This window comes from Actinoplanes sp. NPDC051851, assembly GCF_040681165.1.
GTDB lineage: Bacteria > Actinomycetota > Actinomycetes > Mycobacteriales > Micromonosporaceae > Actinoplanes.
Genome location: NZ_JBFAYF010000030.1, coordinates 82,316 through 107,229, shown reverse-complemented (window position 1 = coordinate 107,229; position 24,914 = coordinate 82,316). Strand labels below are relative to the sequence as shown.

Annotated in this window: 21 protein-coding genes; 15 read left to right on the top strand and 6 right to left on the bottom strand. The window is 70.7% G+C overall.

Translation table 11 applies throughout. The features are described 5' to 3' along the window. Positions 1-888, bottom strand: coding sequence for a polysaccharide deacetylase family protein (locus tag AB0M08_RS26725; RefSeq protein ID WP_364498572.1), 888 nt, complete (start codon positions 886-888; stop codon positions 1-3). Between the two features lie 230 nt (positions 889-1,118). Between AB0M08_RS26725 and AB0M08_RS26720 the strand changes: the two genes are divergently transcribed. Further along, positions 1,119-1,739: a GNAT family protein gene (locus tag AB0M08_RS26720; protein ID WP_364498569.1), complete on the top strand. Its 621-nt coding sequence runs from the start codon at positions 1,119-1,121 to the stop codon at positions 1,737-1,739. 569 nt (positions 1,740-2,308) lie between these two features. Here AB0M08_RS26720 and AB0M08_RS26715 read toward each other — a convergent pair. The 3 genes from AB0M08_RS26715 to AB0M08_RS26705 all read right to left on the bottom strand — a co-directional run bounded on the left by AB0M08_RS26715 (position 2,309) and on the right by AB0M08_RS26705 (position 5,584). After that, positions 2,309-2,692, bottom strand: coding sequence for a DUF779 domain-containing protein (locus AB0M08_RS26715; protein WP_364498566.1), 384 nt, complete (start codon positions 2,690-2,692; stop codon positions 2,309-2,311). Positions 2,693-2,756: 64 nt separating this feature from the next. Further along, on the bottom strand, positions 2,757-4,280 hold the full coding sequence (locus AB0M08_RS26710; RefSeq protein WP_364498563.1) for an aldehyde dehydrogenase family protein: 1,524 nt from the start codon (positions 4,278-4,280) through the stop codon (positions 2,757-2,759). A 35-nt stretch (positions 4,281-4,315) separates the two neighbouring features. After that, positions 4,316-5,584 (bottom strand): GAF domain-containing protein, encoded by a 1,269-nt coding sequence (locus AB0M08_RS26705; RefSeq protein WP_364498560.1) that lies wholly within the window; start codon positions 5,582-5,584, stop codon positions 4,316-4,318. Between the two features lie 68 nt (positions 5,585-5,652). Here AB0M08_RS26705 and nfi point away from each other — a divergent pair, with 68 nt between their 5' ends. The 13 genes from nfi to raiA all read left to right on the top strand — a co-directional run bounded on the left by nfi (position 5,653) and on the right by raiA (position 19,249). Continuing rightward, the gene (gene nfi / locus AB0M08_RS26700; protein ID WP_364498558.1) at positions 5,653-6,306 is read left to right on the top strand and encodes a deoxyribonuclease V; all 654 of its coding nucleotides are present in this window, start codon (positions 5,653-5,655) and stop codon (positions 6,304-6,306) included. A gap of 102 nt (positions 6,307-6,408) precedes the next feature. Next, the gene (locus AB0M08_RS26695) at positions 6,409-7,788 is read left to right on the top strand and encodes a phosphomannomutase/phosphoglucomutase (protein ID WP_364498555.1); all 1,380 of its coding nucleotides are present in this window, start codon (positions 6,409-6,411) and stop codon (positions 7,786-7,788) included. 44 nt (positions 7,789-7,832) lie between these two features. After that, entirely contained in the window at positions 7,833-8,027 is a 195-nt protein-coding gene (locus tag AB0M08_RS26690; protein ID WP_364498553.1) for a Trm112 family protein, read from the top strand. Continuing rightward, positions 8,027-9,250: an SIS domain-containing protein gene (locus AB0M08_RS26685; RefSeq protein WP_364498551.1), complete on the top strand. Its 1,224-nt coding sequence runs from the start codon at positions 8,027-8,029 to the stop codon at positions 9,248-9,250. The genes AB0M08_RS26690 and AB0M08_RS26685 overlap by 1 nt, the downstream gene beginning before the upstream one ends. Next, a complete protein-coding gene (locus tag AB0M08_RS26680) occupies positions 9,247-10,209 on the top strand; it encodes a cation diffusion facilitator family transporter (protein WP_364498548.1) in 963 nt (320 codons plus the stop codon). The genes AB0M08_RS26685 and AB0M08_RS26680 overlap by 4 nt, the downstream gene beginning before the upstream one ends. Before the next feature lie 26 nt (positions 10,210-10,235). Beyond that, entirely contained in the window at positions 10,236-11,414 is a 1,179-nt protein-coding gene (gene manA, locus AB0M08_RS26675) for a mannose-6-phosphate isomerase, class I (RefSeq protein WP_364498611.1), read from the top strand. Between the two features lie 781 nt (positions 11,415-12,195). Beyond that, positions 12,196-13,047, top strand: a complete 852-nt coding sequence (locus AB0M08_RS26670) for a helix-turn-helix transcriptional regulator (RefSeq protein ID WP_364498545.1) — start codon at positions 12,196-12,198, stop codon at positions 13,045-13,047. Between the two features lie 50 nt (positions 13,048-13,097). Beyond that, positions 13,098-13,301 carry a DUF397 domain-containing protein gene (locus tag AB0M08_RS26665; protein WP_364498543.1) on the top strand — a complete coding sequence of 68 codons (204 nt, stop codon included), beginning with the start codon at positions 13,098-13,100 and terminating at the stop codon, positions 13,299-13,301. 158 nt (positions 13,302-13,459) lie between these two features. After that, a complete protein-coding gene (gene mtrA, locus AB0M08_RS26660) occupies positions 13,460-14,149 on the top strand; it encodes an MtrAB system response regulator MtrA (protein WP_364498540.1) in 690 nt (229 codons plus the stop codon). A gap of 29 nt (positions 14,150-14,178) precedes the next feature. After that, entirely contained in the window at positions 14,179-15,825 is a 1,647-nt protein-coding gene (gene mtrB / locus AB0M08_RS26655) for an MtrAB system histidine kinase MtrB (protein ID WP_364498537.1), read from the top strand. Then, on the top strand, positions 15,825-17,663 hold the full coding sequence (locus AB0M08_RS26650) for an LpqB family beta-propeller domain-containing protein (protein ID WP_364498534.1): 1,839 nt from the start codon (positions 15,825-15,827) through the stop codon (positions 17,661-17,663). The genes mtrB and AB0M08_RS26650 overlap by 1 nt, the downstream gene beginning before the upstream one ends. A 4-nt stretch (positions 17,664-17,667) precedes the next feature. Next, on the top strand, positions 17,668-18,378 hold the full coding sequence (locus AB0M08_RS26645) for a phosphoribosyltransferase family protein (protein ID WP_364498531.1): 711 nt from the start codon (positions 17,668-17,670) through the stop codon (positions 18,376-18,378). A gap of 256 nt (positions 18,379-18,634) precedes the next feature. Further along, positions 18,635-19,249 carry a ribosome-associated translation inhibitor RaiA gene (gene raiA / locus AB0M08_RS26640; protein ID WP_364498528.1) on the top strand — a complete coding sequence of 205 codons (615 nt, stop codon included), beginning with the start codon at positions 18,635-18,637 and terminating at the stop codon, positions 19,247-19,249. Here the strand turns inward: raiA and AB0M08_RS26635 are convergent. After that, positions 19,246-20,313 (bottom strand): GNAT family N-acetyltransferase, encoded by a 1,068-nt coding sequence (locus AB0M08_RS26635; protein WP_364498525.1) that lies wholly within the window; start codon positions 20,311-20,313, stop codon positions 19,246-19,248. The two genes, raiA and AB0M08_RS26635, sit on opposite strands and share 4 nt — an antisense overlap. 185 nt (positions 20,314-20,498) lie before the next feature. On the opposite strand from AB0M08_RS26635, the gene secA reads away from it, so the two are divergent. Beyond that, positions 20,499-23,405, top strand: coding sequence for a preprotein translocase subunit SecA (secA, locus tag AB0M08_RS26630; protein WP_364498521.1), 2,907 nt, complete (start codon positions 20,499-20,501; stop codon positions 23,403-23,405). A 507-nt stretch (positions 23,406-23,912) separates the two neighbouring features. Here the strand turns inward: secA and AB0M08_RS26625 are convergent. Then, positions 23,913-24,851 (bottom strand): Rv3235 family protein, encoded by a 939-nt coding sequence (locus AB0M08_RS26625; protein ID WP_364498518.1) that lies wholly within the window; start codon positions 24,849-24,851, stop codon positions 23,913-23,915. Positions 24,852-24,914: the final 63 nt, after the last annotated feature.

Sequence of the window (24,914 nt, the reverse complement as noted above, 5' to 3'; positions counted from 1 at the left end):
TTAAATCGGCAGCGCGATCAGCTTGTACTTCTTCTTCAGCCAGGGGATCAGAGTCCGGTACGCCTTGATGGTGTCCGGCTGCGCGTAGTCGTGCGAGAGCACGATCGACCCCTGATGGGTGTACTTCTGCACCGCCTTGATCACCTTCTGCTGGTGCTTGGCGTGCGTCTCGCCCTTGGGGTGATCCCAGTCGCGCGGGTCGACCTTCCAGTACAGCGAGCTCATCCCGAGATCGGCGGCGACCTGCACCACCTTGGCGTTGAACTTGCCGCCCGGGGCCCGGAAGTAGGCGATCGTGGCGTTCGGCGCGGCCTTGAGGATGGCCGCGTTGGTCTTCTCCATGTCGGCCTTGATCTGCGCCTTCGACTTCTTGCCCAGCTTGAGGTCGTGGTTCCAGGTGTGGTTGCAGACCGTGTGACCGGCGTCCACGATGTCGCGGACCAGGTTCGGGAACTTCTTCGCGTTCGAGCCGACCAGGCAGAACGTGGCCTTGACGTGCTGCTCGTCCAGCAGGTCCAGCAGCGCCGGCGTGGTCGCCGGGTCCGGGCCGTCGTCGAAGGTGAGCGCCACCGCCTGGCTGCCGGTGGTCATCAGGCTGCCGGCCGGGCCGGCCGCGCGGCCCTTGCCCTTCGTGACCGTGGTGCTCTCGGCCCGCTTGTCGGTGGTGTACGGCTTGGCGCTCGTCTGCGCCGTGCCCGGCTTCGTCGTGCTCGGTTTCGCGGTGGAGGGCGCGCTGGCGGACGGGTTTGCCGGTGCCGCGGTGACGGTGGGCGTGGGGGCCGCGGCCTGTGGGCCGACCGTCTGAGCCGCGGCCGCCTGGCCGAGGAGACCCGCCATGATCAGCGAGAAGCTGATCATGAAGGCGCGCCGGGTTCGGGACAGCCGCATCGATTTACCTCCCCAGATCATCGGCGACTGACGAGGATGCCCCGGGATCCGGCTGACCGCCAAGTCCCGAAAGCATCTTTCGCACTAATTTGGGAACTCACTTATGTTTCGCCGCTGTATCATCCCCTACCCTGTCCACCTCACTTGCACGCCCGTAAATGAACGGCATTGATGGCAATTGCCGGAAATGTCGCCCCAACTGGGTGTCTGTTATCACCCACACTGTTCCTATGGACATCGATCTCCGCCCCCTCCGCGAGGGGGATCTCGACATGATGCGCCGCTTCACGACCGAGCCGGGTCTCATCGGCCTCGACTGGCGAGGATTCCGCGACGCCGGCGCCGTGGCCCGCCGTTTCGCCGAGGACGGCTACCTCTCCCCGTCCCGAAGCAGCCTGATCGTGTCGGCGGATGCCCACACGGCCGGAGTCGTCGACTTCCGCGAGGCGCACCTCTCGGCGACCCCGTCCATGGAGATCGGGATCGTGCTGCTGCCGGAGTTCCGCGGCCGCGGCATCGGGTGGCGGGCGCAGGTCATGCTCTGCGACTACCTCTTCACGCACTACCCGATCCACCGGATCCAGGCCGGTACCCACGACGAGAACCTGGCCGAGCAGAACGCGCTCCGCAAGGCCGGCTTCACCCGGGAGGGCGTGATCCGCGCGGCCGAGTTCCGCGACGGCGCCTACCACGACGGCGTGCTCTACTCCCGCCTGCGCACCGACCCCACCCCGCCGGGGCTCGCGCCCCCGACGGAGACGCCGGGGCTCGCGCCCCCGACGGAGACGCCGGGGCTCGCGCCCCTGCCGGAGGCGCAGGGGCTCGCGAGTCCTCCGGAGAGCCGGCGGTAGCGCGGCTCGCGGTTCAGTGATCGTGCCGCCCCTGATCCGGGTTGATCGTGTGCACGCCCCGCCCCGCCTGCGCCGTCTGCGTGCACGCCCCGCCCCGCCCGGGCTACGTGCCGCCCCGTCCGGGCCGCGCGTCGCCCCGCCCGGGCCACGCGTCGCCCGCGGATCGCCGGATCCGCCTGCCGGGGTTCGTTCGTGGACCGGCCGGGCGGTACCCCGCGGGCGGTGAGCCGGCGGCCCAGGGCGCCCCGGCCGATCGGCTGGCGATCCGGGGTGCCTCGGGCCCGTCGGCTGGCGATCCGGGGTGCCTCAGTCCGGTCGGCTGGCGATCCGGGGTGTCTCAGGCGCCCGAGAGACCCCTGACCACCAGCCATGCCGGGAAAGCTGGCACTCACTGCCTCGCTCCGCTTGAGACACCCCTCAGCGCCAGCCGGAACCGCGAGCCGTGCACGAAGCGCGCCCGAGACCCCGCGTGTCGTGGTCGCGGGGGCTCGGGCGCGGGTCTACCGGCCGGGCTGGTCGTCAGGCCGGCCGGGTGGGTCGTCAGTGCGAGTGGGCCGTCGGGTGGGTCGTCAGGCCGGGCGGGTGGCGAGCTCGGTGAGCTCCTGCTCGGTGAGCAGGCGGGAGCGGATCAGGAAGCGGACGCCCTCCGGAGCCTCCAGCGAGAAGCCGGAGCCGCGCCCCGGGACCACGTCGACCGTGAGGTGGGTGTGCTTCCAGAGTGCGAACTGCGCCGCCGACATCCAGAACGTGATCGGCTCCGGCACCCCCTCGATCGCCAGAGACTCCAGCAGTACGTCGGAGCGGCCGGTGCGGAACTCGCCCTCCAGGTAGCACATCGGCGCGCTGCCGTCGCAGCAGCCGCCGGACTGGTGGAACATCAACGGGCCGTGCTCCGCCCGCAGCCGCCGCATCAGATCGGCGGCCGCGGGCGTGACATCCACGCGGTTAGCCATGGCCGACCGCACCGCGGCGGAGCGAGGGCCGGGAGGGCATGGCGACGATGGGCTCAGCCATGGCCTAGAAGAAGCCCATGGCCTTGGGCGAGTAGCTGACCAGCAGGTTCTTGGTCTGCTGGTAGTGGTCGAGCATCATCCGGTGGTTCTCCCGCCCGATGCCGGACTGCTTGTACCCGCCGAACGCGGCGTGCGCGGGGTACAGGTGGTAGCAGTTCGTCCAGACCCGGCCGGCCTTGATCGCGCGCCCGGCCCGGTAGGCGCGGTTGCCGTCCCGCGTCCAGACACCGGCGCCGAGGCCGTACAGCGTGTCGTTGGCGATCTTGATGGCGTCGTCGAAGTCGGCGAAGGGCGCCACCGAGACGACCGGGCCGAAGATCTCCTCCTGGAAGATCCGCATGCTGTTGCGGCCCTCGAAGATCGTCGGCTGGACGTAGTACCCGCCGGCCAGGTCGCCGCCGAGCTCGGCCTTGGCGCCGCCGGCCAGCACCCGGGCGCCCTCCTGACGGCCGGTGTCCAGGTACGACAGGATCTTCTCCAGCTGGTCGTTGGAGGCCTGCGCGCCCACCTGGGTGTCGGTGTCCAGCGGGTTGCCCTGCTTGAGGTTCTCCACCCGCTTCACGCCCGCGGCCAGGAAGTCGCTGTAGTGGCCCTGCTGGATCAGCGAGCGCGACGGGCACGTGCAGACCTCGCCCTGGTTGAGGGCGAACATCGCGAAGCCCTCGAGGGCCTTGTCGAAGAAGTCGTCGTCGGCGCTGCTCACGTCGTCGAAGAAGATGTTCGGGCTCTTGCCGCCCAGCTCCAGGGTGACCGGGATCAGGTTCTCCGAGGCGTACTGCATGATCAGGCGGCCGGTGGTGGTCTCGCCGGTGAACGCGACCTTGGCGACCCGGTTCGAACTCGCCAGGGGCTTGCCGGCCTCCACGCCGAAGCCGTTGACGATGTTCACCACGCCGGCCGGGATCAGGTCGCCGATCAGCGAGAAGAGGTAGTGGATCGAGGCCGGGGTCTGCTCGGCCGGCTTGATCACTACGGCGTTGCCGGCGGCCAGCGCGGGGGCCAGTTTCCAGACCGCCATCAGGATCGGGAAGTTCCACGGGATGATCTGGGCGACCACGCCGAGCGGCTCGTGGAAGTGGTACGCCACGGTGTCCTCGTCGAGCTCGCTGGCGCTGCCCTCCTGCGCCCGGATCGCGCCGGCGAAGTAGCGGAAGTGGTCGATCGCGAGCGGGATGTCGGCGGCCAGCGTCTCCCGGACCGGCTTGCCGTTCTCCCAGGCCTCGGCGACGGCCAGCTTCTCCAGGTTCTGCTCCATCCGGTCGGCGATCCGGTTGAGGATGTTCGCGCGCTCGGTGGGCGAGGTCCGTCCCCAGGCGTCCGCCGCGCCGTGCGCAGCGTCGAGGGCCTTCTCCACGTCCTCCTCGGTGCCCCGGGCGACCTCGCAGAAGACCCGTCCGGTCACCGGGGTGGGGTTCTCGAAGTAGCGGCCGCGGGCGGGCGGGACGTACTCACCGCCGATGTAGTGGTCGTACCGGGACTGGTAGCTGACGATGGCGCCCTCGGAACCTGGCGGCGTGTATACGGTCACGGTCTCGCCTCCTCGTTGATGAGGCGAGACCCTAGTTACGGCAACGTTGCACGGACGTTGCACGCGTATTCGCGGGCGAGCTCGGCGACCCGGCGCCCGGCGACCGGATCGGCCGGGGTGAGCCTCGAGTACGCCTCCCAGAGGTCGAGGTCGTCGGCGCCCCACGGGCTGCTCAGCCAGGACTGCAGCAGCCGCCGGTCGCCGGTGGTCAGGATCGCGGCGCGCAGCCGGTCGTCGAGCAGCCGCCGCAGCCGGACGATGCCGGGCGCGTCCGAGGTGGGCAGCAGCGGCCCGCAGTAGGCGGCGACCGCCTCCGCGACCCGTCCGGCGTCCAGCAGGCGGCCGACCGCGGTGAGGTCGACGTCCAGTTCGGTGCGGAGCCGGTAGGGGCGCGAGTCGAGCAGCTCGGGGCCGAGGATCCGGCGCAGGCGGGAGAGCTCGGCGCGCACCGTCACCGGGCTGACGTCGTCGCCGTAGAGGTCGAAGCCGAGCTGATCGCCGGTCCGCCCCTCGGGGTGCACGGTCAGCAGCACCAGCAGCTCGGAGTGCCGCCGTCCGAGCCGGATCCGGGTGCCGTTCGCCGCGAGCAGGGCCTCGTCCCGGCCGAGTGCGGCGACCGCCGGCTTGCCGCGCCGCGGTTCCAGGTCCTTCAGGTACGCCTCCGCGGCCAGCGCGGTGGCGCGTACCAGGGCCAGGCTGTGCGGGTTTGCGAGGTGGTCCCCTCCGGTCACGTCGATCGCGCCGAGCAGCCGCCCGGTCCCGGGGTCGTGGATCGGCGCCGCGGTGCAGGTCCACCGCTGCACCGGGCGGCTGAAGTGCTCGGTCGCGAAGATCTGCAGCGCGTGGTCGACGGCGAGCGCGGTGCCGGGCGCGTTGGTGCCGGCGTGCGCCTCGTCCCAGCGCGCGCCCGGGACGAAGTTCATCGAGGCGGCCCCGAGCAGGGTGGCGGCGTGCCCCTCGACCCAGAGCAGCCGGCCGTGCTCGTCGCAGACCGCGAGGATGTGGTCGCCGTCGTCGGCCAGCCCGCCGAGCAGGTCCCGGAAGAGCGGCATCACCCGGGCCAGCGGATGGGCCTGCCGGTACGCCTCCAGCTCGTCGTCGCGCAGGTCGATCGGTGCGGTGCTGTCCGCGCCGATCCACGCCGCCGACCGGGCCCAGGACTCGGCGACCACCGGGCGCATCTGGTCCGGCGGACGGTTCCCGGCCGGACTCTGCCCGCTCAGGAACAGCTCGTGGGCGTGCCCGACCAGGCGGATCCGCTCGGCCGGGTCGGCACCCGGGGTCAGGGCTAGCCACGGATTCACCGGCGCCACCTCCAGCCACCATCGTGACGCCGGTCACGCCCTTAGACAACAGTATCTAGGCTGCGGCGGTGGAGAGCCGGCCGCGTACCGAAGAAGAAGCACTCGCCGTGCAGGAGATCCTGCGCTCCCGGGTGGTCTCCGCCCCCGGACCGGCGAGTCCGTCCCTGATCGCGGGCCTGGACGTGGCCTACGACGACGCGGCCGACCGGCTGGCCGCGGCGGTCGTGGTGCTGAACGCCGCCGACCTCTCGGTACGCGACACCGCCGTGGTCCGCGGCCGCCCGGCCTTCCCCTACGTGCCCGGCCTCTTCGCCTTCCGCGAGGTGCCGGCGCTGATGGAGGCGCTGGAGAGGCTGAGCGTCCGTCCCGAGGTGCTGGTCTGCGACGGGCACGGGCTTGCCCACCCGCGCCGGTTCGGGCTCGCCGCGCACCTGGGCGTGCTGACCGATCTGCCGTCGTTCGGGGTGGGCAAGACGAGGCTCGTCGGGTCACACGATCCGGTGGGAACGCGGCGTGGTGACCGGGCCGCGCTGATCGACGGGGGCGAGACGGTCGGCGCGGTGCTGCGGACCCGGGACGCCGTGAAACCGGTCTTCGTCTCGGCCGGGCACCGGATCGATCTCGAAACGGCCTGCTCACTGACGCTCGCACTGACGCCGCGGTACCGGCTGCCGGAGACCACCCGTGCAGCTGACCGGGCCTGTCGCGATGGTCTGACGTAACGCCCCGGTCGTGCGGTTAAAACCATTCGGCCCCTGGTGCTCCGATACTCTCGGCCCGGACAGGCGTTTCGGAAATCCGGCGTTTCGGCTGAGGAGATAGTGGTGCTTGATCTGTCGCAGATCATCAAGGCGTACGACGTCCGGGGGATCGTCCCGGATCAGTTCAGCGAGCCGGTCGCCCGGGCGCTGGGTACGGCGTTCGTCGAGATGCTCCGCGAGTCCGGTGACGAGCCGGACCAGATCGTGGTCGCCCACGACATGCGCGAGTCCGGGCCGGGTCTCGCCGCCGCCTTCGCCCGCGGCGTGAACGCGGCCGGCGCCGGAGTGATCAACATCGGACTCGCCTCGACCGACGGCCTCTACTACGCCTCCGGCATCCTCAACCTGCCCGGCGCCATGTTCACCGCCAGCCACAACCCGGCGCGGTACAACGGGATCAAGCTGTGCCGGGCCGGCGCCCGTCCGGTCGGCCAGGACAGCGGCCTGGTGATCGTCCGGGAGCGGGCCCAGCAGCTGCTCGCCGACCTGAACGCCGAGGCCGAGGGCCCGGTCCGGGTGGAGAACCGGGATCTGCTCAAGGACTACGCGGCCCACCTGCGCTCGCTGGTCGAGCTCTCCGGTATCCGCCCGCTCAAGGTCATCGTGGACGCGGGCAACGGCATGGGCGGATACACCGTCCCGGCGGTGCTCGGTGACCAGGTGCTGCCGGCGCTGCCGCTCACCATCGTGCCGCTCTACTTCGAGCTGGACGGCTCGTTCCCGAACCACGAGGCCAACCCGCTGGACCCGGCGAACCTGGTCGACCTGCAGAGGGCGGTCCGGGAGCGGGGCGCGGACATCGGCCTGGCCTTCGACGGGGACGCGGACCGCTGCTTCGTGGTGGACGAGAAGGGCGACCCGGTCTCGCCGTCCGCGATCACCGCGCTGGTCGCCGTCCGCGAGCTGGCCAAGTTCCCGGGCAGCACGGTCATCCACAACCTGATCACCTCGGCCGCGGTGCCCGAGATCATCACCGAGAACGGCGGCAAGCCGGTGCGCAGCCGGGTCGGCCACTCGTTCATCAAGGCGGAGATGGCGCAGACCAACGCGGTCTTCGGCGGCGAGCACTCGGCGCACTACTACTTCCGGGACTTCTGGTTCGCCGACACCGGCATGCTCGCCGCGATGCACGTGCTCGCCGCGCTCGGCGGCCAGGACCAGCCGCTCTCCGAGTTCGCCGCCGAGTACGAGCGGTACGCCGCCTCCGGTGAGATCAACTCCACGGTGGCCGACGCCACTGCGAAGATCGACGAGGTGCGGGCCGCGTTCCCGGACGCCTCGGTGGACGGCCTCGACGGCCTGACCTTCCAGGTCGGCGGGGGTGCCTGGTTCAACCTGCGCGCCTCCAACACCGAGCCGCTGCTGCGCCTGAACGTCGAGGCGCCGGACGCCGACCGGATGGCGTCGCTGCGTGACGAGGTGCTGGCGATCGTTCGCCGCTAGGATCGCCTCGTTCAGAGGTTTCCGCGTCGATGAGGAGTAGATCGGTGGCGCTTGATCCGCAGTTGCTGGAGATTCTGGCCTGCCCGGACACACATCACGCACCGCTCGATCACGATGCCGGAGCACAGACGCTGACCTGCACCGAGTGTGGCCGGGTCTTCGAGATCCGGGACGACATCCCGATCCTCCTCCTCGACGAGGCGGCGCTGCCGGCCACCGGCCCGGGGGAGGGGAACTGATGGTCAACCCATTGGAGGGCGCCTCCGGCGTCAACGGGCACCGGATCGCCGACGAGTCGCTGCTCAACGACGAGAAGTCGATGCTCGGCAACGACCCGGGCGGCATGCTCCGGGCCACCGCCTCGGCCGGCGCCCAGGTCCGGGAGTCCGCGGCCCTGGCGGCCGAGGTCGACCTGAGCATGCTCGCCGACGAGGGCCGCCCCCGCGCGGTCGTCGTCGCCGGCATCGGCACCGCCGGCCTCACCGGCAGCATCCTGTCCACCGTCGCCGGCCCGCGGTGTCCGGTTCCGATCATCGGCCACCGCAGCGCCGGCATCCCCGGATGGGTCGGTGCGGCGGACGTGGTGATCGCGGTCTCCGCCTCCGGCCGCAGCCCCGAGGCGCTCGCCGCGGCCGAGGCCGCCGGACGCCGGGGTGCCCGGCTGGTCGCGATCGGCAACCCGGACTCCGAGTTGGAGGCGATGGCCGAGCGGTTCCGGGCCCCGTTCATCGGGGTGCCGCGCCGGGCTCCGGCCCGTGCCACGCTCTGGGGCCTCGCCGTCCCGGTGCTGCTGGCCGGACGGGGGCTGGGACTGGTCAAGGTCACCGAGGCGGACATCGCCGAGACCGCGATCCGGCTGGACGCCGACGCCGAGCGCTGCCGTCCCGGTGCCGACTCGTTCGTCAACCCGGCCAAGGCGCTCGCCCTCGGCCTGGCCGGCTCGGTCCCGATCGTCTGGGGCTCCTCGCCGCTGGCCACCGTCGCCGCCCGCCGCTTCGCCGACACCCTGGCCGCGAACGCGCGGTACCCGGTGATGGCCGGCGCGCTCGGCGAGGCCGGCCGCGGCCGGGTGGGCCTGCTGGACGGCGTCTTCGGCGGGCTCGCCGAGGGCTCCCGGGACATCTTCGCCGACCCGGAGGACGAGGACGAGACGGTCACCCGGCTCCGGCTGGTGGTGCTCCGCGACGGCGGCCTCAACCCGGAGGACGACGCCGACGAGCCGGTCGCCGTCGAGGAGCGCCGGGCGGACGCCATCCAGACACTCGCCGATCGGCGTGGCGTACGCTGCGACGTGCTGACCGCCGAAGGCGGTTCGACGCTGGAGCGGCTCGCGTCGCTGGTCGCCGTGCCCGACTTCGCGTCGTTGTACCTGGCCCTGGCCCATGGCCTGGACCCCATGGCGGTCCCGGCCATCAGCGAGATGAAGGAGCTGTCCAACCCGATGGCAGAGGGACTGCAGTGAGCGCCGAGGGCGGCACCAAGGCGATCGTGGCGGCGCTCAGCGCCAACCTGGGTATCGCCGCGACCAAGTTCGTGGCCTGGGCACTCACCGGCTCTTCGTCGATGCTCGCCGAGGCGATCCACTCGGTCGCCGACTCCGGCAACCAGCTTCTGCTGCTCGTCGGCGGCAAGCAGTCGCAGAAGAAGGCGACCACCGAACATCCCTTCGGGTACGGGCGGGAGCGCTACATCTACGCGTTCATCGTCTCGATCGTGCTCTTCAGCGTCGGCGGCCTGTTCGCGCTCTACGAGGGCTGGCACAAGATCCAGGACCCGCACCCGATCGAGAACAACGCCTGGGTCCCGGTCGCCGTCCTGGTGGTGGCGATCGCGCTGGAGTCGTACTCGTTCTACACCGCGATCAAGGAGTCCAACCACACCCGGGGCAAGACCTCCTGGGTGGACTTCGTGCGCCGGGCCAAGGCGCCGGAGCTGCCGGTGGTGCTGCTGGAGGACGCCGGTGCGCTGGTCGGCCTGGTGCTCGCGCTCTTCGGCGTGGGCCTGACCCTGCTCACCGGGGACGGCGTCTGGGACGGCATCGGCACCGGGGCGATCGGTGTCCTGCTGGTGGCGATCGCGGCGATCCTCGCGGTGGAGACCAAGAGCCTGCTGATCGGCGAGGGCGCCAACCCGGAGGCGCTCGATCGGATCGAGAAGGCGGTGCTGGCCGGCGAGGGCATCGAGCGGATCATCCACATGAAGACGCTGCACCTCGGCCCCGACGAGCTGCTCGTCGCCGTGAAGATCGCGGTGCCCAGGACGGAGACCGCCGAAGAGGTGGCCCGGCACATCGACGAGACCGAGGTACGGATCCGCGAGGCGGTCCCGATCGCCCGGGTGATCTACATCGAACCGGACATCTACCGCAAGCGTGAGGCCGCGGAGCAGGCGGTCTCCTCCGCGCCGCCCGTCACCGCCTGACAGCTGCTAATTTGCCGGGTATGACCGTGTACCCGCTTACCGGAATCATCCGGCCGTACGCCTGGGGATCCCGGACCGCGATCGCCGAGCTGCAGGGCCGTCCCACCCCCACCGAGGGGCCCGAGGCGGAGCTGTGGCTCGGCGCGCATCCGGGGGACCCGTCCACCGTTCCGGGCCCCGACGGGCCGGTCACCCTCACCGCGCTGATCGACGGCGACCCGGCCGGACAGCTCGGCGAGCACGTCGCCGACTGCTTCGGATCCCGCCTGCCGTACCTGATGAAGGTGCTGGCCGCGGGTGCCCCGCTCTCCCTCCAGGCCCATCCCGATCTGAAGTACGCCACCGAGGCGTACGCCCGGCAGCAGGCCGACCCGTCACTGCCGAAGAACTACACGGATGCCAACCACAAGCCCGAGATGCTGGTGGCGCTGACGCCGTTCGACGCGCTCTGCGGCTTCCGCCCGGCCGAGGTGTCCGCGCTGGTCCTCGCCGAGCTCAACCTGCCGCAGCTGGCCCCGGTGACGGACGCGCTGCACACCGGTGACCTCGCCGGGGCGGTCCGGTTGCTGCTCTCCTGGCCGGCCGCCGAACGCGGTGCGCTGATCGACGCGGTGGTCGCGTCGGCCTCGGCGCACACCGCGAGCCATCCGCACGCGGAGTCGTTCCGGCTCGCCGTGAACCTGGCCGGGCACTACCCGGGCGATCCGGGGGTGCTGGTGGCGCTCCTGCTCAACCTGGTGCACCTGCGCCCGGGCGAGGCGATCTGGATGCCGGCCGGGAACCTGCACGCGTACCTGAACGGCCTCGGCGTCGAGCTGATGGCGGCGAGCGACAACGTGCTGCGCGGCGGCCTCACCCCGAAGCGGGTGGACGTGGACGAGCTGCTCCGGGTGCTCCGTTTCGAGGTACTGGCAGACCCGCTGCTGCATCCGGCGGAGATCGGGCCCGGGGTGGTCTCCTGGCGGGTTCCGGTACGCGATTTCGAGCTCTACCGGGTCGACCTGACCGAGGGGCGCCCGCCGGTCCGGCTGCCGGGTACGGGCCCGCGGATCATCCTGGGGGTCTCCGGTGACGTGCACGTCGGCGAGGACCACGGCATCCCGGTCACGCTGACGCCGGGCACCGCGGCCTACGCCCCGACGAACGCCGGCCCGGTCACCGCCGCCGGACTCGGCTCGGTCTTCATCGCCGCCGTCCCCTCCTGACCCCTCCACCGCGGCCGCCTCACACCCTTGCGGCGTCCGCCCCTGTGACGGCGTGTGGAGTCCGGGCGCTCTCCGCGCGGTGGTTTCACACGCTGGGCCGGGGTTCGGGTGGTGTGGGGAGTCCGGGGGCTTTCCGGACGGTTGCTGCGCGTGCTGCTGATGGTGAGAACGCGGGCGGGTGGGATTTGTGAGGTGTCTGGCTCTGTCGGGTTGCTGACGGAGGGGGAGGGGCGCCCGGGGCGGTCGGTGATCGACTGGCGGGTGGGGAGCGTCGATCGGTCATACGGTGTTCACCGTGGTCATCGGCGGGTCGACCTGCCCGCCGAGCGTCCGAAATTTCTGGAAATACCTTGACATGTCATGTGCGGAGTGTGAATCTATAAGCACGCAGCGTCATTGGTGATCGGGGGGTCCCACGGACGCGCGCGGTACCAAACCGGGGGGATGAACGGGGCGGCGGGTTTCGGCCTGTCGCCCCGTTCGCTATCCCCGTCCGAGATGACCCCTCGACACCTGGTCGCGTGCCGATCTCCCTGGTCAAGTGCCCGGTCCTGGCTGGTTCTCCGGGGTGCCTCAAGGGTCTTGAGGTACCCCGGAGAACCAGCCGAAAGCGGGGGCGCGGCAATCGGGGTGAGTGGGCATGGGCGGTCGCGCTGCGGACGGAACGGAACGGGGAAATGATCTTCGGGGCGGGGTGACGCGTACGAGAAAAAGGTTTTGATTTCAAGAATGAGGCTTTGCAACTTGCAACGGGCCATCGATGCGCCGATATGGTGGCTCCGTGGCCAGGCCGACATCGACAGCGCGCCGGGAGCTCGGCGGTGAACTGCGCCGACTCCGCGCTGAACGCCGGGCGGTGGACGTGGCGACCGCGCTCGGGTGGTCCGAGTCCAAGCTGAGCCGGATCGAGACCGCGCACACCGGAATCAGCGAGGCCGACCTCGATCGGCTGCTGACGCTCTACGGCCTCCGTGTCGAGGACCGGGGACGCCTTCGTGACCTGGCCAAACGCGGCCGGGCCCGAGCCTGGTGGGCGCCGTATCGCTCGTCCGTTCCGGATCAGTACGAGGAGTATCTGATCCTGGAGGCCGAGGCGGTCCGGATCGCCGAGTGGGAGGCCCAGGTGATGCCGGGCCTGCTGCAGACCGACGAGTATGCCCGGGCGGTGATCGAGACCGGCGCCGACATCGAGGACAGCGAGGTCATCCAGCGCCGCCTCGACCTGCGGATGAACCGGCGCGTCTTCTTCGAGAAGGATCCGCCGCCCGCGCTGCAGATCGTCCTGGACGAGAGCGTGCTGCGCCGGGAGGTGGGCGGTCGCGGGGTGCTGGTCCGCCAGCTCGGCCGGCTGCTGCAGGAGATCGGCGAGCGGGCCGAGGTGGAGGTGCAGATCCTGCCGTTCCGGGCGGGCGCGCACGCCGGCCTGACCGAGTCGTTCCTGGTGCTCGAGTTCGCGGAGAGTACCCGTAACCCGGTCGTGCACAGCGAGGGGCTGACCGGCGGTCTCTTCCGGGTGAAGCCCGAGGAGATAGACATCTATCAGGACGCCTTTGACGACCTGCGAGAACGCGCTTTGTCGCGAGAAGCGAGCCGAACGGTCATCGCTGAGACGAGGGACCGGCTGGCTCGTTGATCTCCCGGGGTGCGGTCCAATGGAGAGGCAATTCTCGGGAAGGAGAAACAATGCAGGACGCCACGCTTACTTGGCGTAAGAGCAGCCGTAGTGGCGCTGCTGGGCATTGCGTCGAGGTCGCCAATGCTCCGGCCGCCGTGATGGTTCGCGACTCCAAGGACGTCGCGGGTCCGGTGCTCAGCTTCGGCACGAAGGACTGGACCGGCTTCATCGCCGGGGTCCGAGCAGGAGAGTTCGACCGGCCCGGCTTCTGACGCCGAACGTCGAGCGCCGCGGGTGGTCCCGGAATCGGGGCCGCCCGCATTCATTTTGATTCCATACGGTGAGAAACCGCTCTCTGTGCGTATGCTCCTCGACAAGATCGGCCCCCAGGTAGCGCGGGGACGGGGAGGACAGTGCAATATTGGACCGCATGAGAGCCCGGGTACTGGTCGTCGACGACGATCCCGCGTTGGCCGAGATGCTCGGCATCGTCCTGCGCAGTGAGGGATTCCTCCCCTCGTTCGTGGCGGACGGGGAACGCGCGCTCGCCGCCTTCCGGGAGAGCCGCCCGGACATCGTCCTGCTGGACCTGATGCTGCCCGGGATGAGCGGCATCGATGTGGCGCGGGCCATCCGCGCCGAGTCCGGTATCCCGATCGTCATGCTGACCGCCAAGAGCGACACCGTGGACGTGGTGCTCGGCCTGGAGTCCGGCGCGGACGACTACGTGGTCAAGCCGTTCAAGCCCAAGGAGCTGGTCGCCCGGATGCGGGCCCGGCTGCGCCGGGGCGAGGACGCGGCGCCGGAGATGCTCACCATCGGCCCGCCGGGGAACCAGATCACCATCGACGTCCCGGCGCACACCGTGTCGCGGGACAACGAGGAGGTGAAGCTGACCCCGCTGGAGTTCGACCTGCTGGTCGCGCTCGCCCGCAAGCCGCGCCAGGTCTTCACCCGCGAGGTGCTGCTGGAGCAGGTCTGGGGCTACCGGCACGCCGCGGACACCCGCCTGGTCAACGTGCACGTCCAGCGGCTGCGCGCGAAGATCGAGCCGGATCCCGAGCGGCCGGAGATCATCCTCACGGTCCGCGGTGTCGGCTACAAGGCGGGCACCGGCTGATCCGGGGCAGCGGCTAACCTTGCCGCGTAATGCGTGCACCCTCCTGGCTTCCGATGTCCGTACGCCGTCCCCTCCGGGTGGTCCGGCGATACTGGCGCGTCCTCGTCCGCAGGCTGGAGGCGTACACGTCGCCGGTCCGCCGGTACTGGCGGCGCTCCCTGCAGCTCCGCGTGGTCTCGCTGACCCTGATCGCGTCCAGCCTCCTGGTCGGCACGTTCGGCTGGTTCATCGCCGACCAGAGCGCCAAGATCCTGCTGAACCGCGCCCAGGACGAGGTCGCCTCGTCCCTGCAGCGCAAGGTGAAGTACGCGAACAGCCAGCTCACCGTGCACCCGCAGGCCCGTGACCCGGAGCTGCCGTCCACGATCAACGAGACCGTCAACGAGCTCTACGACGGCGATCAGGCCGGGGACAGCGGCACCGTGGTCTCGATCCGGGCGGAGAACTACCCCGGCATCGAGGCGCGGACGCTCCCGCAGGTGGACACCGATGGGCTGATCACCGCCTCGATGATCCGGATGGTCGCCGACAAGGGTCAGGTCGCCTGGCAGATCCGGACCGCCGAGATCAGCGGTCAGCCGACGAAGTACCTCGTCTACGGCTCGCCGGTGCCGACCAAGTTCGGGCACGTCGAGCTCTACTACATGGTCCCGCTGACCACCGAGGACCGGGCCGCCAACCAGATACGCACCACGGTGCTCGCCACCGGGATCGCCCTGGTGATCCTGCTCGGCGTGGTGGCCGGCCTGGTGACCCGCCTGGTGGTGACCCCGGTCCGGGTGGCCGCGCGGACCGCCCAGCGGCTCTCCGCCGGCCTGCTCGACCAGCGGATGAAGGTGGACGGCGAGGACGACCTGGCGCTGCTCGCCGCGGCGTTCAACCAGATGGCGGCGAACCTGCAGCGGCAGATCGTCCGGCTGGAGGAGATGTCCCGGCTGCAGCGGCGATTCACCTCGGACGTGTCGCACGAGCTGCGGACGCCGCTGACCACGGTCCGGATGGCGGCCGACCTGATCTTCTCGGAGCGCGAGGACTTCGACCCGGCGGTGGCGCGCAGCGCCGAGCTGCTCCAGGCCGAGCTGGACCGCTTCGAGGGGCTGCTCACCGACCTGCTGGAGATCAGCCGGTTCGACGCCGGGTTCGCCGCGCTGGACTCCGAGCACACCGACCTGGTCCCGATCGTGGAGCGGGTCACCGCCCGGCTCGCCGGGCTGGCCGAGCGGGCCGGCGTGGAGTTGCAGCTGCGCCTGCCGGACACCCCGGTGATCGCCGAGGTCGACCCGCGCCGGGTCGAGCGGGTGCTGCGCAACCTGGTCGGCAACGCGGTCGAGCACGGCGAGGCCAAGCCGGTGCAGATCACCATGGCGACCGACGACGCGGCGGTGGCGATCACCGTGCGGGACCACGGCATCGGGCTCAAGACGGGTGAGGAGCGGCTGGTGTTCAACCGGTTCTGGCGGGCCGACCCGTCGCGGGCGCGGCAGACCGGCGGCACCGGCCTGGGCCTGTCGATCAGCGTCGAGGACGCCCGGCTGCACGGCGGCTGGCTGGAGGCGTGGGGCGCGCCCGGCGAGGGCGCCCAGTTCCGCCTCACCCTGCCGGTCCGCGCCGGTGACCGGCTGGTCGCCGCCCCGCTGCCGCTGATCCCCCGGGACCGCGCCGCGGAGGTGGGCTGATGAACCGCAGGCGGGTACTCGCCGCCGCGGGGGCCGCCGGGCTCGCGCTGCTCGGCGGCTGCGGCATACCGGACGACACCGGGGTGACCTCGGTCGGCGCCGGCCCGTCCACCGGGATCTCGGTCGGCGACGACAGCACCGGGGCGCGGGTGACCCGGGAGGCGGCCACCACCGACAAGACCCAGTTCATCGAGAACTACCTGAAGGCCGCGGCCGGTGACCTGGACTCGGCGCTGGACCGGGTGAAGGGGTTCATGTCACCCGAGGCGGCCCGGACCTTCAAGCCCGGCGTCACCAGCATCCGGGTGATCCGCCTGGTCGAGGACCCGCTGGTCAACCCGGGCAAGGACGAGGTGCGCCTGACCTACGAGGAGGTCGGCACGCTCAACCGGTTCGGCCTGCTCGACCCGTCCAGCGACCCGCGCCGGGCCGTCTACACCCTCAAGATCGGCTCGGTCGCGGGGGAGTCCGGCTTCTTCGTCACCGAGGCGCCGTCCGCCCTGCTGCTCAGCGACGCCGGTCTGGAACAGTTCTACGACGAGCGGACCATCTACTTCTGGAACAACCAGCACACCGCCCTGGTGCCGGACAACCGCTACATGCCGGTCAGCGTACCCCTCGAACAGCAGCCCACCATGATCCTGAACTGGCTGGTCAACGGCCCGGCCTCATGGCTGGAGGGCGTGGTCGAGGATCTGCCGGCCGGCACCGCCCCGGTCGGCAAGGCGCCGATCAGCGACGACCGCCTGCAGGTACGCCTCAACGACAAGGCCCTGCCCTCGGACGACACCGCCGCCGCGCTGGACCGGCTCCGGCGTCAGCTGCAGTGGTCGCTGCGGTCGCTGCTGCCCACCCGGCTCGAGCTGACCATCGGGCACGAGGACCCGGTCGAGTACACCAACGGCAGCGACTTCCTGAGCAGCAATCCCGCCAGCCGCCTGGCCGAGGAGCCGGAGCGGTTCGTGGTCTACGCCGGGAAGATCCGCCGGCTCTCCGAGTCGCTCAAGGCGGTCGAGTCGGTCCCGGTGCTGGAGGCGGACGACAACAAGGAGGTGCGGTCCGCGGCGATCGCCACCTCGGCCACCCACGCCTTCGCCGCCGTGGTGGCCAAGAGCGGCAAGAACGAGGTGCTCCGGACCACGGCCGGCCCGATCGGCGAGCAGTCCCCGGCGCAGAGCGTCACCGGGCTGCCGCAGTCCGCCCTCGGCCACCCGACCTGGGCGGTCACCGAGGACAACAGCGCGGACGGCGCGGTCGGCCTGGTCACCGGCAACGGGAAGCTCTACTCCTTCCCGGCCGGCGGCGGCCGCGCGCAGCAGGTCATCTGGCCCTCGCAGAGCAGCGCGATCACCGCGATCACGGTGGCGCCGGACGGCAACCGGGTGGCCGTGGTCGCGGCCGGCAAGCTCTACCGCGGGGTGCTCAACAGCAGCGGCGACGGCTTCGTGCTCGCCAACAGCCAGCAGATCCGGCCGCCCGGGCTGACCACGGTCACCGCGGTCGACTTCAGCAACGAGGGCTGGGTCTCGGTCGCCGGGGTGCGCTCGGACGGCCGGGTGGCGATCATCGACGTGTCGATCGACGGGGCGCTCTCCTTCGAGCGGCTGGCCGACCTCGGTGACAAGCGGGTGACCTACCTGACGACGTACCCGGCGAACCCGCTGACGGCGAACGCGATCACCGGTCGGGCGTACTCGGGGTGGGTGTCGTACTCGTCGGACGGCAAGGCCTGGGACGCGCTCTCCAAGGCCCAGCAGATCAACGCGGGAGACGTGGCCGGGGGAGCGGGCAACCAGCCGGCCGGCACGGTGCCGACCGAGCCGCTGTTCCTGGACTGACGGCATGCTCGCCGAGCTCGCGGACCTGGTGCTCCCCGGCGCCTGTGCGGGCTGCGGCACCGAGCGGGTCCGGCTGACCTACGGCACCTGCGCGGTCTGTGTGGCGGAGCTGGAGTCGTTACGGGCGTTCTGGACGGCTCCGACCCCGCCGCCCCCGGGTTTTCCGCGCTGCGCGGCTGTCGGACCGTACGGCGGGGCTCTGCGGGGCGCGCTGCTGTCGTACAAGGAGCGGGGCCGGCACCGGCTCGCCCGCCCGCTCGGCACCCTGCTGGCCGGCGCGGTCGCCACCGTGGCGCCCCGGGACCGGCCGGTGCTGCTGATCCCGGTGCCGTCCACCGCCGTGGCCCGCCGGGAGCGGTACGGCGACCACATGGCCCGGCTCGCCGCCCACGCCGTACGCCGTCTCCGCGCCGCCGGCTGGACCGCGAGCGTCGGGCAACCGCTGCGGGCGCTCCCGAGGCCCGACTCCACGACGCTGGACGCCGCCGGGCGGGCCGCGGCGGCTGTCAATTCACTGCGAATAGCCGGGGGACGAATCGGCGTTCTGCGGCGCGCGGCCCGGATGCGAGGCACGCTGGTGATAGCGGACGACATCGTCACCACCGGGGCCACGCTGGCCGCGGTGTGCCGTCGTCTAGAGGAGGCGGACATGCAGGTCACGGGCGCCGCAGTACTGGCAGCGACACGTCTGCGCGGAAACTCTCCCGGGATTTAGCTCGCACTCCGCCACGCCCCGCCGATAGAGGCGAACGTCAGTAATCGCTTATCCCCAACGAGGGATGACTGGCCGGGATCGGCAGGTTAGCGTCTAGGTGACGAGGGTAGGGTCATCCACTTACCCGCCACCGGGAGCGGACCGGTTCCGCCGCACCGGAAAGGAGTCGTCTCACCCACGTAAAGCCGCGGTGCGCGAGGCGTACGCGGCGTCCTCTTCAAGCAAGACCCACGAACAACGTTGGGGGAGGTCACGAGTGGACATTGTCGTCAAGGGCCGCAACGTAGAGGTTCCCAACCACTATCGAGAGCATGTCGCGGACAAGCTGAGCAAGGTCGAGCGTTACGACCAGAAACTGATCAGGGTCGACGTGGAGTTGTTCCACGAGCGCAATCCGCGACAGTCCGACACGTGCCAACGAGTCGAGATCACCGTCATGAGCAAGGGCCCGGTGGTCCGCGCCGAGGCACAGGCACAGGATTTCTACGCAGCTCTGGACTGCGCCATCAACAAACTGGACGCCCGGTTGCGCCGTTCCGCCGACCGGCGCCGGGTCCATCGCGGACGGCACGCACCGGTCTCGGTCGCGGCCGCCACCGCCAACCTCCCCACCGACCTCACCCGAGGTGGCGTCGCCACTCTGGTCGCCGAGCCGGACGTCGAGCACGACGACCACGAGCCCGACCAGCCCTGGCGCATCGTGCGCGAGAAGGAGCACTCCGGGGAGCCGATGACGGTCGAGGACGCGCTCTTCCAGATGGAGCTCGTGGGCCACGACTTCTATCTCTTCCACGACAAGGACAGCGGCCGGCCGAGCGTCGTGTACCGCCGCCGTGGATACGACTACGGCATCCTGAGCCTGGGCATCTAGCCTGTCGCGTCGTCGGAGACCTGCTGGAGCAGGTCTTCGGCGAGCAGGACGAACTGGACGTCGTCGACACGGGTGCCGGCCGGGCCGGGCAGTCGCGAGCGCATCACACCCTCGCGGTGGAAGCCGGCTTTCTCCAGCACCCGTTGCGACCCGAGGTTCTCCCGGACCGTCCCGGCGATCAGCCGGGCGATACCGGTCTCGGCGAACGCCCAGAGCGCGACCAGCTGCGCCGCCCGGGTGACCAGGCCGCGGCCCCGGAACGCGGGCAGCATGCTGTAGCCGATCATCGCCTGCCCCAGCATCGGCTCGATGTAGTAGAACGCGATCTCGCCGGCCCGCTGCCCGGTCGCGGCGTCGAGGATCACCAGTTCGGCACGGCTGCCGCCGATCCAGTGCGCGTCGGCCCGCTCGCAGCGGCGCCGCATCTCCTCCGCGGTGGGCGGCTCGGGCGGCACCCGGGAGGCGACCACCTCGGGCAGCAGGTGCAGGCCGTGGTAGAAGTCCAGGTCGTCGAGGACGAGCGGCCGCAGCGTCACCACGCCGTCGGTCAGCTCGCCGCCGGGCAGGTCGGGGATCAGCCGTTCGCCCGGTTCGCCCGAATCGCCGGCCAGCCGTGCGTAGACCAGCACGTCGTCCCGTCCGCCGGAGGCGTTCGGCAGGCCGCCGCGCCGTTCACCCTCTCGCGTGTATCCGGCCGCGAGCGCGACCCGCTGGGCGATCGGGTTCTCCCAGTGGATCAGCAGCTCCAGCCGTTGCAGGCCGGTGCCGAACGCCTGCTCGCTGAAGGCGCGCAGGGCCGCGGTCGCGATGCCCCGGCTGCGTGCCCAGGGGCCGACCCAGAGGCTCACCGTCGCCTGACTGCGCGCGGCGTCGACGTGGTCCAGACCGATTCCGCCCATCAGCTCATCGCTGGTTCCGCTGCTTATGGCGTACGCCGTACCGCGTGCCGTGGACGGCGAAAAAGGCAGGAAACGCCGTGTCTGCGCATCCGCGACGCCCTCGGCGAGCGCCTTCTCGTCCTCCGGCCGATAGTCGCGCAGTCGTACCCCGTGGTCCTGATTCACCCGGACATCCTCTCCTCGAACACTCCCGGCGGCCAAACCGGTTTCCGGCGGCGCAAGACTGCGCTGTCAGCGAACTTAGTAACCCGTTTTGTCTTTTTTGCGAGATTCACGGGAGGCTCGGGTCACAGCATGCCGGAGAAGGTGCCTACGATGGTTCGGCAGACTGTCTAGGGGAGCGCTGACCCGTGTCGATATTGGAAAAGATCCTCCGTGCCGGCGAAGGCCGCATGGTGCGCCGGCTCAAGGCGATCGCGGACGCGGTCAACTCGATCGAGGAAGAGTACGTCGACCTGACCGACGACGAGTTGCGTGAGTGCACCGAGTCGTTCAAGGAGCGGTACCAGGACGGCGAGTCCCTCGACTCCCTGCTGCCAGAGGCGTTCGCGGTGGCCCGGGAGGGCGCCAAGCGGGTTCTCGGCCAGCGTGCCTACGACGTCCAGCTGATGGGTGGCGCCGCACTGCACTTCGGCAACATCCCGGAGATGAAGACCGGTGAGGGCAAGACCCTGACCGGCGTGTTCCCGGCCTACCTCAACGCGTTGAGCGGCAAGGGCGTGCACATCATCACGGTGAACGACTACCTCGCCCAGCGCGACGCCGAGTGGGTCGGCCGGGTGCACGGCTTCCTCGGCCTGACCGTCGGCGTGATCCTGCCGAACCGGCCGGCGGCCGAGCACCGCGCGGCGTACCAGTGCGACATCACGTACGGGACGAACAACGAGTTCGGCTTCGACTACCTGCGTGACAACATGGCCTGGTCGAAGGAGGAGCTGGTCCAGCGCGGCCACAACTTCGCGATCGTCGACGAGGTGGACTCCATCCTCATCGACGAGGCGCGCACCCCGCTGATCATCTCCGGTCCCGCCGAGCACTCCGCCCGGTGGTACGGCGAGTTCGCCTCGATCGTCGGCCGCCTGCAGAAGGGCAAGGACGGCGAGGGCGACTACGAGGTCGACGAGGCGAAGCGCACCATCGCGATCACCGAGCGGGGCGTCGCCAAGGTCGAGGACCGGATCGGCATCGACAACCTGTACGAATCGGTCAACACCCCCCTGGTCGGCTACCTGAACAACGCGATCAAGGCCAAGGAGCTCTACAAGCGGGACAAGGACTACATCGTCTCCCCGGAGAACGAGGTCCTGATCGTCGACGAGTTCACCGGCCGCATCCTGCACGGCCGCCGCTACAACGAGGGCATGCACCAGGCCATCGAGGCGAAGGAGGGGGTGGAGGTCAAGCAGGAGAACCAGACCCTGGCGACCGTCACCCTGCAGAACTACTTCCGGCTGTACGACAAGCTCGGCGGCATGACCGGTACCGCACAGACCGAGGCCGGCGAGTTCAACAGCGTCTACAAGGTCGGCGTCGTGAGCATCCCGACGCACCGCCCGATGGTCCGGGTCGACCACCCCGACGTCATCTACAAGACCGAGAAGGCCAAGTTCAACGCGGTCATCGAGGACATCGCCGAGCGGCACGCCACCGGTCAGCCGGTCCTCGTCGGCACCGTCTCGGTGGAGAACTCGGAGATCCTCTCCCAGTTGCTGCGCCGCCGCGGCATCCCGCACAGCGTGCTGAACGCGAAGTTCCACGCGCAGGAGGCCACGATCATCGCGCAGGCCGGCCGGAAGGGCGGCGTCACGGTGGCCACCAACATGGCCGGCCGTGGCACCGACATCCTGCTCGGCGGCAACGCGGAGTTCCTCGCCGCCCAGGAGCTGGCCCAGCGCGGCCTCGACCCGGTGGAGAGCCCGGAGGACTACGCGAAGGCCCTCGAGGAGGTCCTCCCGCAGGTCAAGGAGGCCTGCGAGGTGGAGCAGGCCGAGGTGCAGGCGGCCGGCGGCCTCTACGTGCTGGGCACCGAGCGGCACGACTCCCGCCGCATCGACAACCAGCTGCGCGGTCGTTCCGGCCGGCAGGGCGACCCGGGCGAGTCCCGGTTCTACCTGTCCCTCCAGGACGACCTGATGAAGCGGTTCCGGGCCGGCGCCGTCGAGGCCGTCATGGAGCGTTTCAACATCCCCGAGGACGTGCCGATCGAGTCCAAGATGGTGACCCGGCAGATCCGCAGCGCGCAGACCCAGATCGAGGCGCAGAACGCCGAGATCCGGAAGAACGTGCTGAAGTACGACGAGGTCATGAACAAGCAGCGCCAGGTCATCTACGCCGAGCGCAAGCGCGTGCTCGACGGCGAGGACATGCACGACCAGATCATCCACATGATCGACGACACGGTCGCCGACTACGTGACCGCGGCCACCTCCGAGGGCTACGCGGACGACTGGGACCTGGAGCAGCTCTGGGTCAACCTGCGGCGCATCTTCCCGATCAGCCTGACCATCGAGGACGTGATCGAGGAGTCCGGCGGCGAGAGGAACGCGATCGACCAGGAGTTCCTGGTCGAGCAGCTCAAGCAGGACGCCCAGCGGGCGTACGCGTCCCGCGAGGAGGAGCTCGGCGCCGAGGCGGTCCGCGAACTGGAGCGCCAGGTGCTGCTCGCGGTGATCGACCGCAAGTGGCGCGAGCACCTCTACGAGATGGACTACCTCCAGGAGGGCATCAGCCTGCGGGCGTACGCCCAGCGCGACCCGGTGGTGGAGTACCAGCGCGAGGGCTTCGACATGTTCAACCAGATGATGGAGGGCATCAAGGAGGAGGCGGCCGGTTTCGTCTTCAACCTGGAGGTCCAGGTCGAGGAGGCCCCCACCGTCACGGTCGACCCGTCGCAGGCCTTCGAGCTCCCCAAGGTCGGCGAGGACGACGGCGAGCCCGAGCCCCCGCACGAGCACGTCGAGGTCCGCGCCAAGGGTCTGGGTGGTCCCGGCCGCCCGCAGAACCTGCAGTACACCGCGCCCACCATCGACGGCGAGGCCACGGCCGGTACCCCGCAGGTCCAGCGCCGGCAGGAGCCCGAGGTCCCGCCCGCGTTCAGCCAGAAGGCGTCCCCGGTCCCGGCCAGCCCGGCCCACACCACGGCCGGCCGCCACGCCGCCCGCGAGACGTCCGACTCCAACGGCCCGTCCCGCAACGCCCCGTGCTATTGCGGCTCCGGCAAGAAGTACAAGCGCTGCCACGGCGCCCCCGGCGCCTGACGAGCCACCCGACTCTCCGAACCCGACTCACCGAGCCTGGTTCGGGGAGCCTGGTTCGGCGAGCCTGACCCAGCGAACCTGGCTGGGTGGTCCTGGCTGGGTGGTCCTGGCTGAGTGAACCTGGCTGGGTGGTCCTGGCTGGGTGGTCCTGGCTGGGCGAACCTGATCCAGCGAACGCAGAACGGCCCGCGATGTCGGCATCTCAGCCGATCTCGCGGGCCGTTCCGTTTCCCCGGCGCGGGCCGCTCTCGGTCCGGTCCGCGCCTTCTCCGGGGCCTCCCCTCCGGCCCCTGGCTCTCTGGCTTCCGTGTCCCGGTCCCTGGCTCTCTGGCTTCCGTGTCCCGGCCCTCGGCGCTCCGGCTTCCGCGTCCCGGCCTCTTTTTTGGTCCCTGTGCCCCGGAACGCCCGCCGCCTGTGTCGCTCACCGGGCGCCCCGGGGGTCTCACCGTCGTGGGGTCTGCGTGGTTCCTGGATCAGCTGCGGACGGATGCGCCGGTGGGGCCGCTCCTAGATCAGCCGGAGGACGGTGACGCACCAGGTCTGGTCGTGGAGTTCCAGCCGTAGCGCCATGGCCCACGTCCGCTCCCCGGTGACCAGGGCGACCGCCGCTTCGAGTGCTCCGGGCCGCGGTTCGCAGAGCTGGAGCTTCAGCACCGCGACCGGTGCCGGTCGCCGGGTGGCGTTCCGCCGGGCACCGGACCGGTGCGCCGTCCGGAGTTCAGCCACCCGTTGCGCCCCGGCCACCCCCTGCGCGACCACATCGCCGGCGATCCGCGGTAACGCCAGAGCCCGCAGATGAGCCGGTGGCCGATACCCGTTGAGCACCTCCACGCAGATGTGGATGAATCGCCGGAGCGCGAGCTTCGCATCCCCGGAAGCCCCCACGACGATCGGCGGCCCCGTAGACCGGCACGCTGGCCCGCTGGCGACGGCGACAGGAGCGGAGGTCGTGGCCCTCGGAGTCGGCACGGTCTGAGCAGGCGGCTCGGTCTGAGCGGGCGGCTGGGTTTGAGCGGGCGGCTGGGTTTGAGCAGGCGGCTCGGTCTGGGTGGGCGGCTCGGTCTGGGTGGGCGGTGTGGCCGGTGGATGCGAGCGGTCGGGCGGGGCGATCAGTTCGGGTGGGCCGGCGGTGGGCGGGCGGATGTGCTCGGCAGGGGTGATGGCGGGCGCGGACGTCGGTGGGTGGACGGGGAGCGGGTCGCTGGGGGCGCTGGGTGGGTGGGCGAGGTCGGGTGGGGAGAAGGCCGGGGGCGGGCCTTGGCGCTGGGCGGGGTGCGGGTGGGGCCGGCGGTGTGGCGTCGTGGGCCAGGACAGGGCCAGCTGGGGAGCGGACTCCCACGCGGGGCGTTCCAGCTCGTCGTCGAACGGGGGTTCCGATCGGGGGACCGGGCGCAGGTGGACCGCGGGCCGGGAGCCGGCGTGGGCCGTCTCGGGCGTCGAGCGCATCTCGCACCGCCAATCCTTACGTTTGCCTCCGTTTGCCTTCGATAGCCTCATCGTCCTCCACTG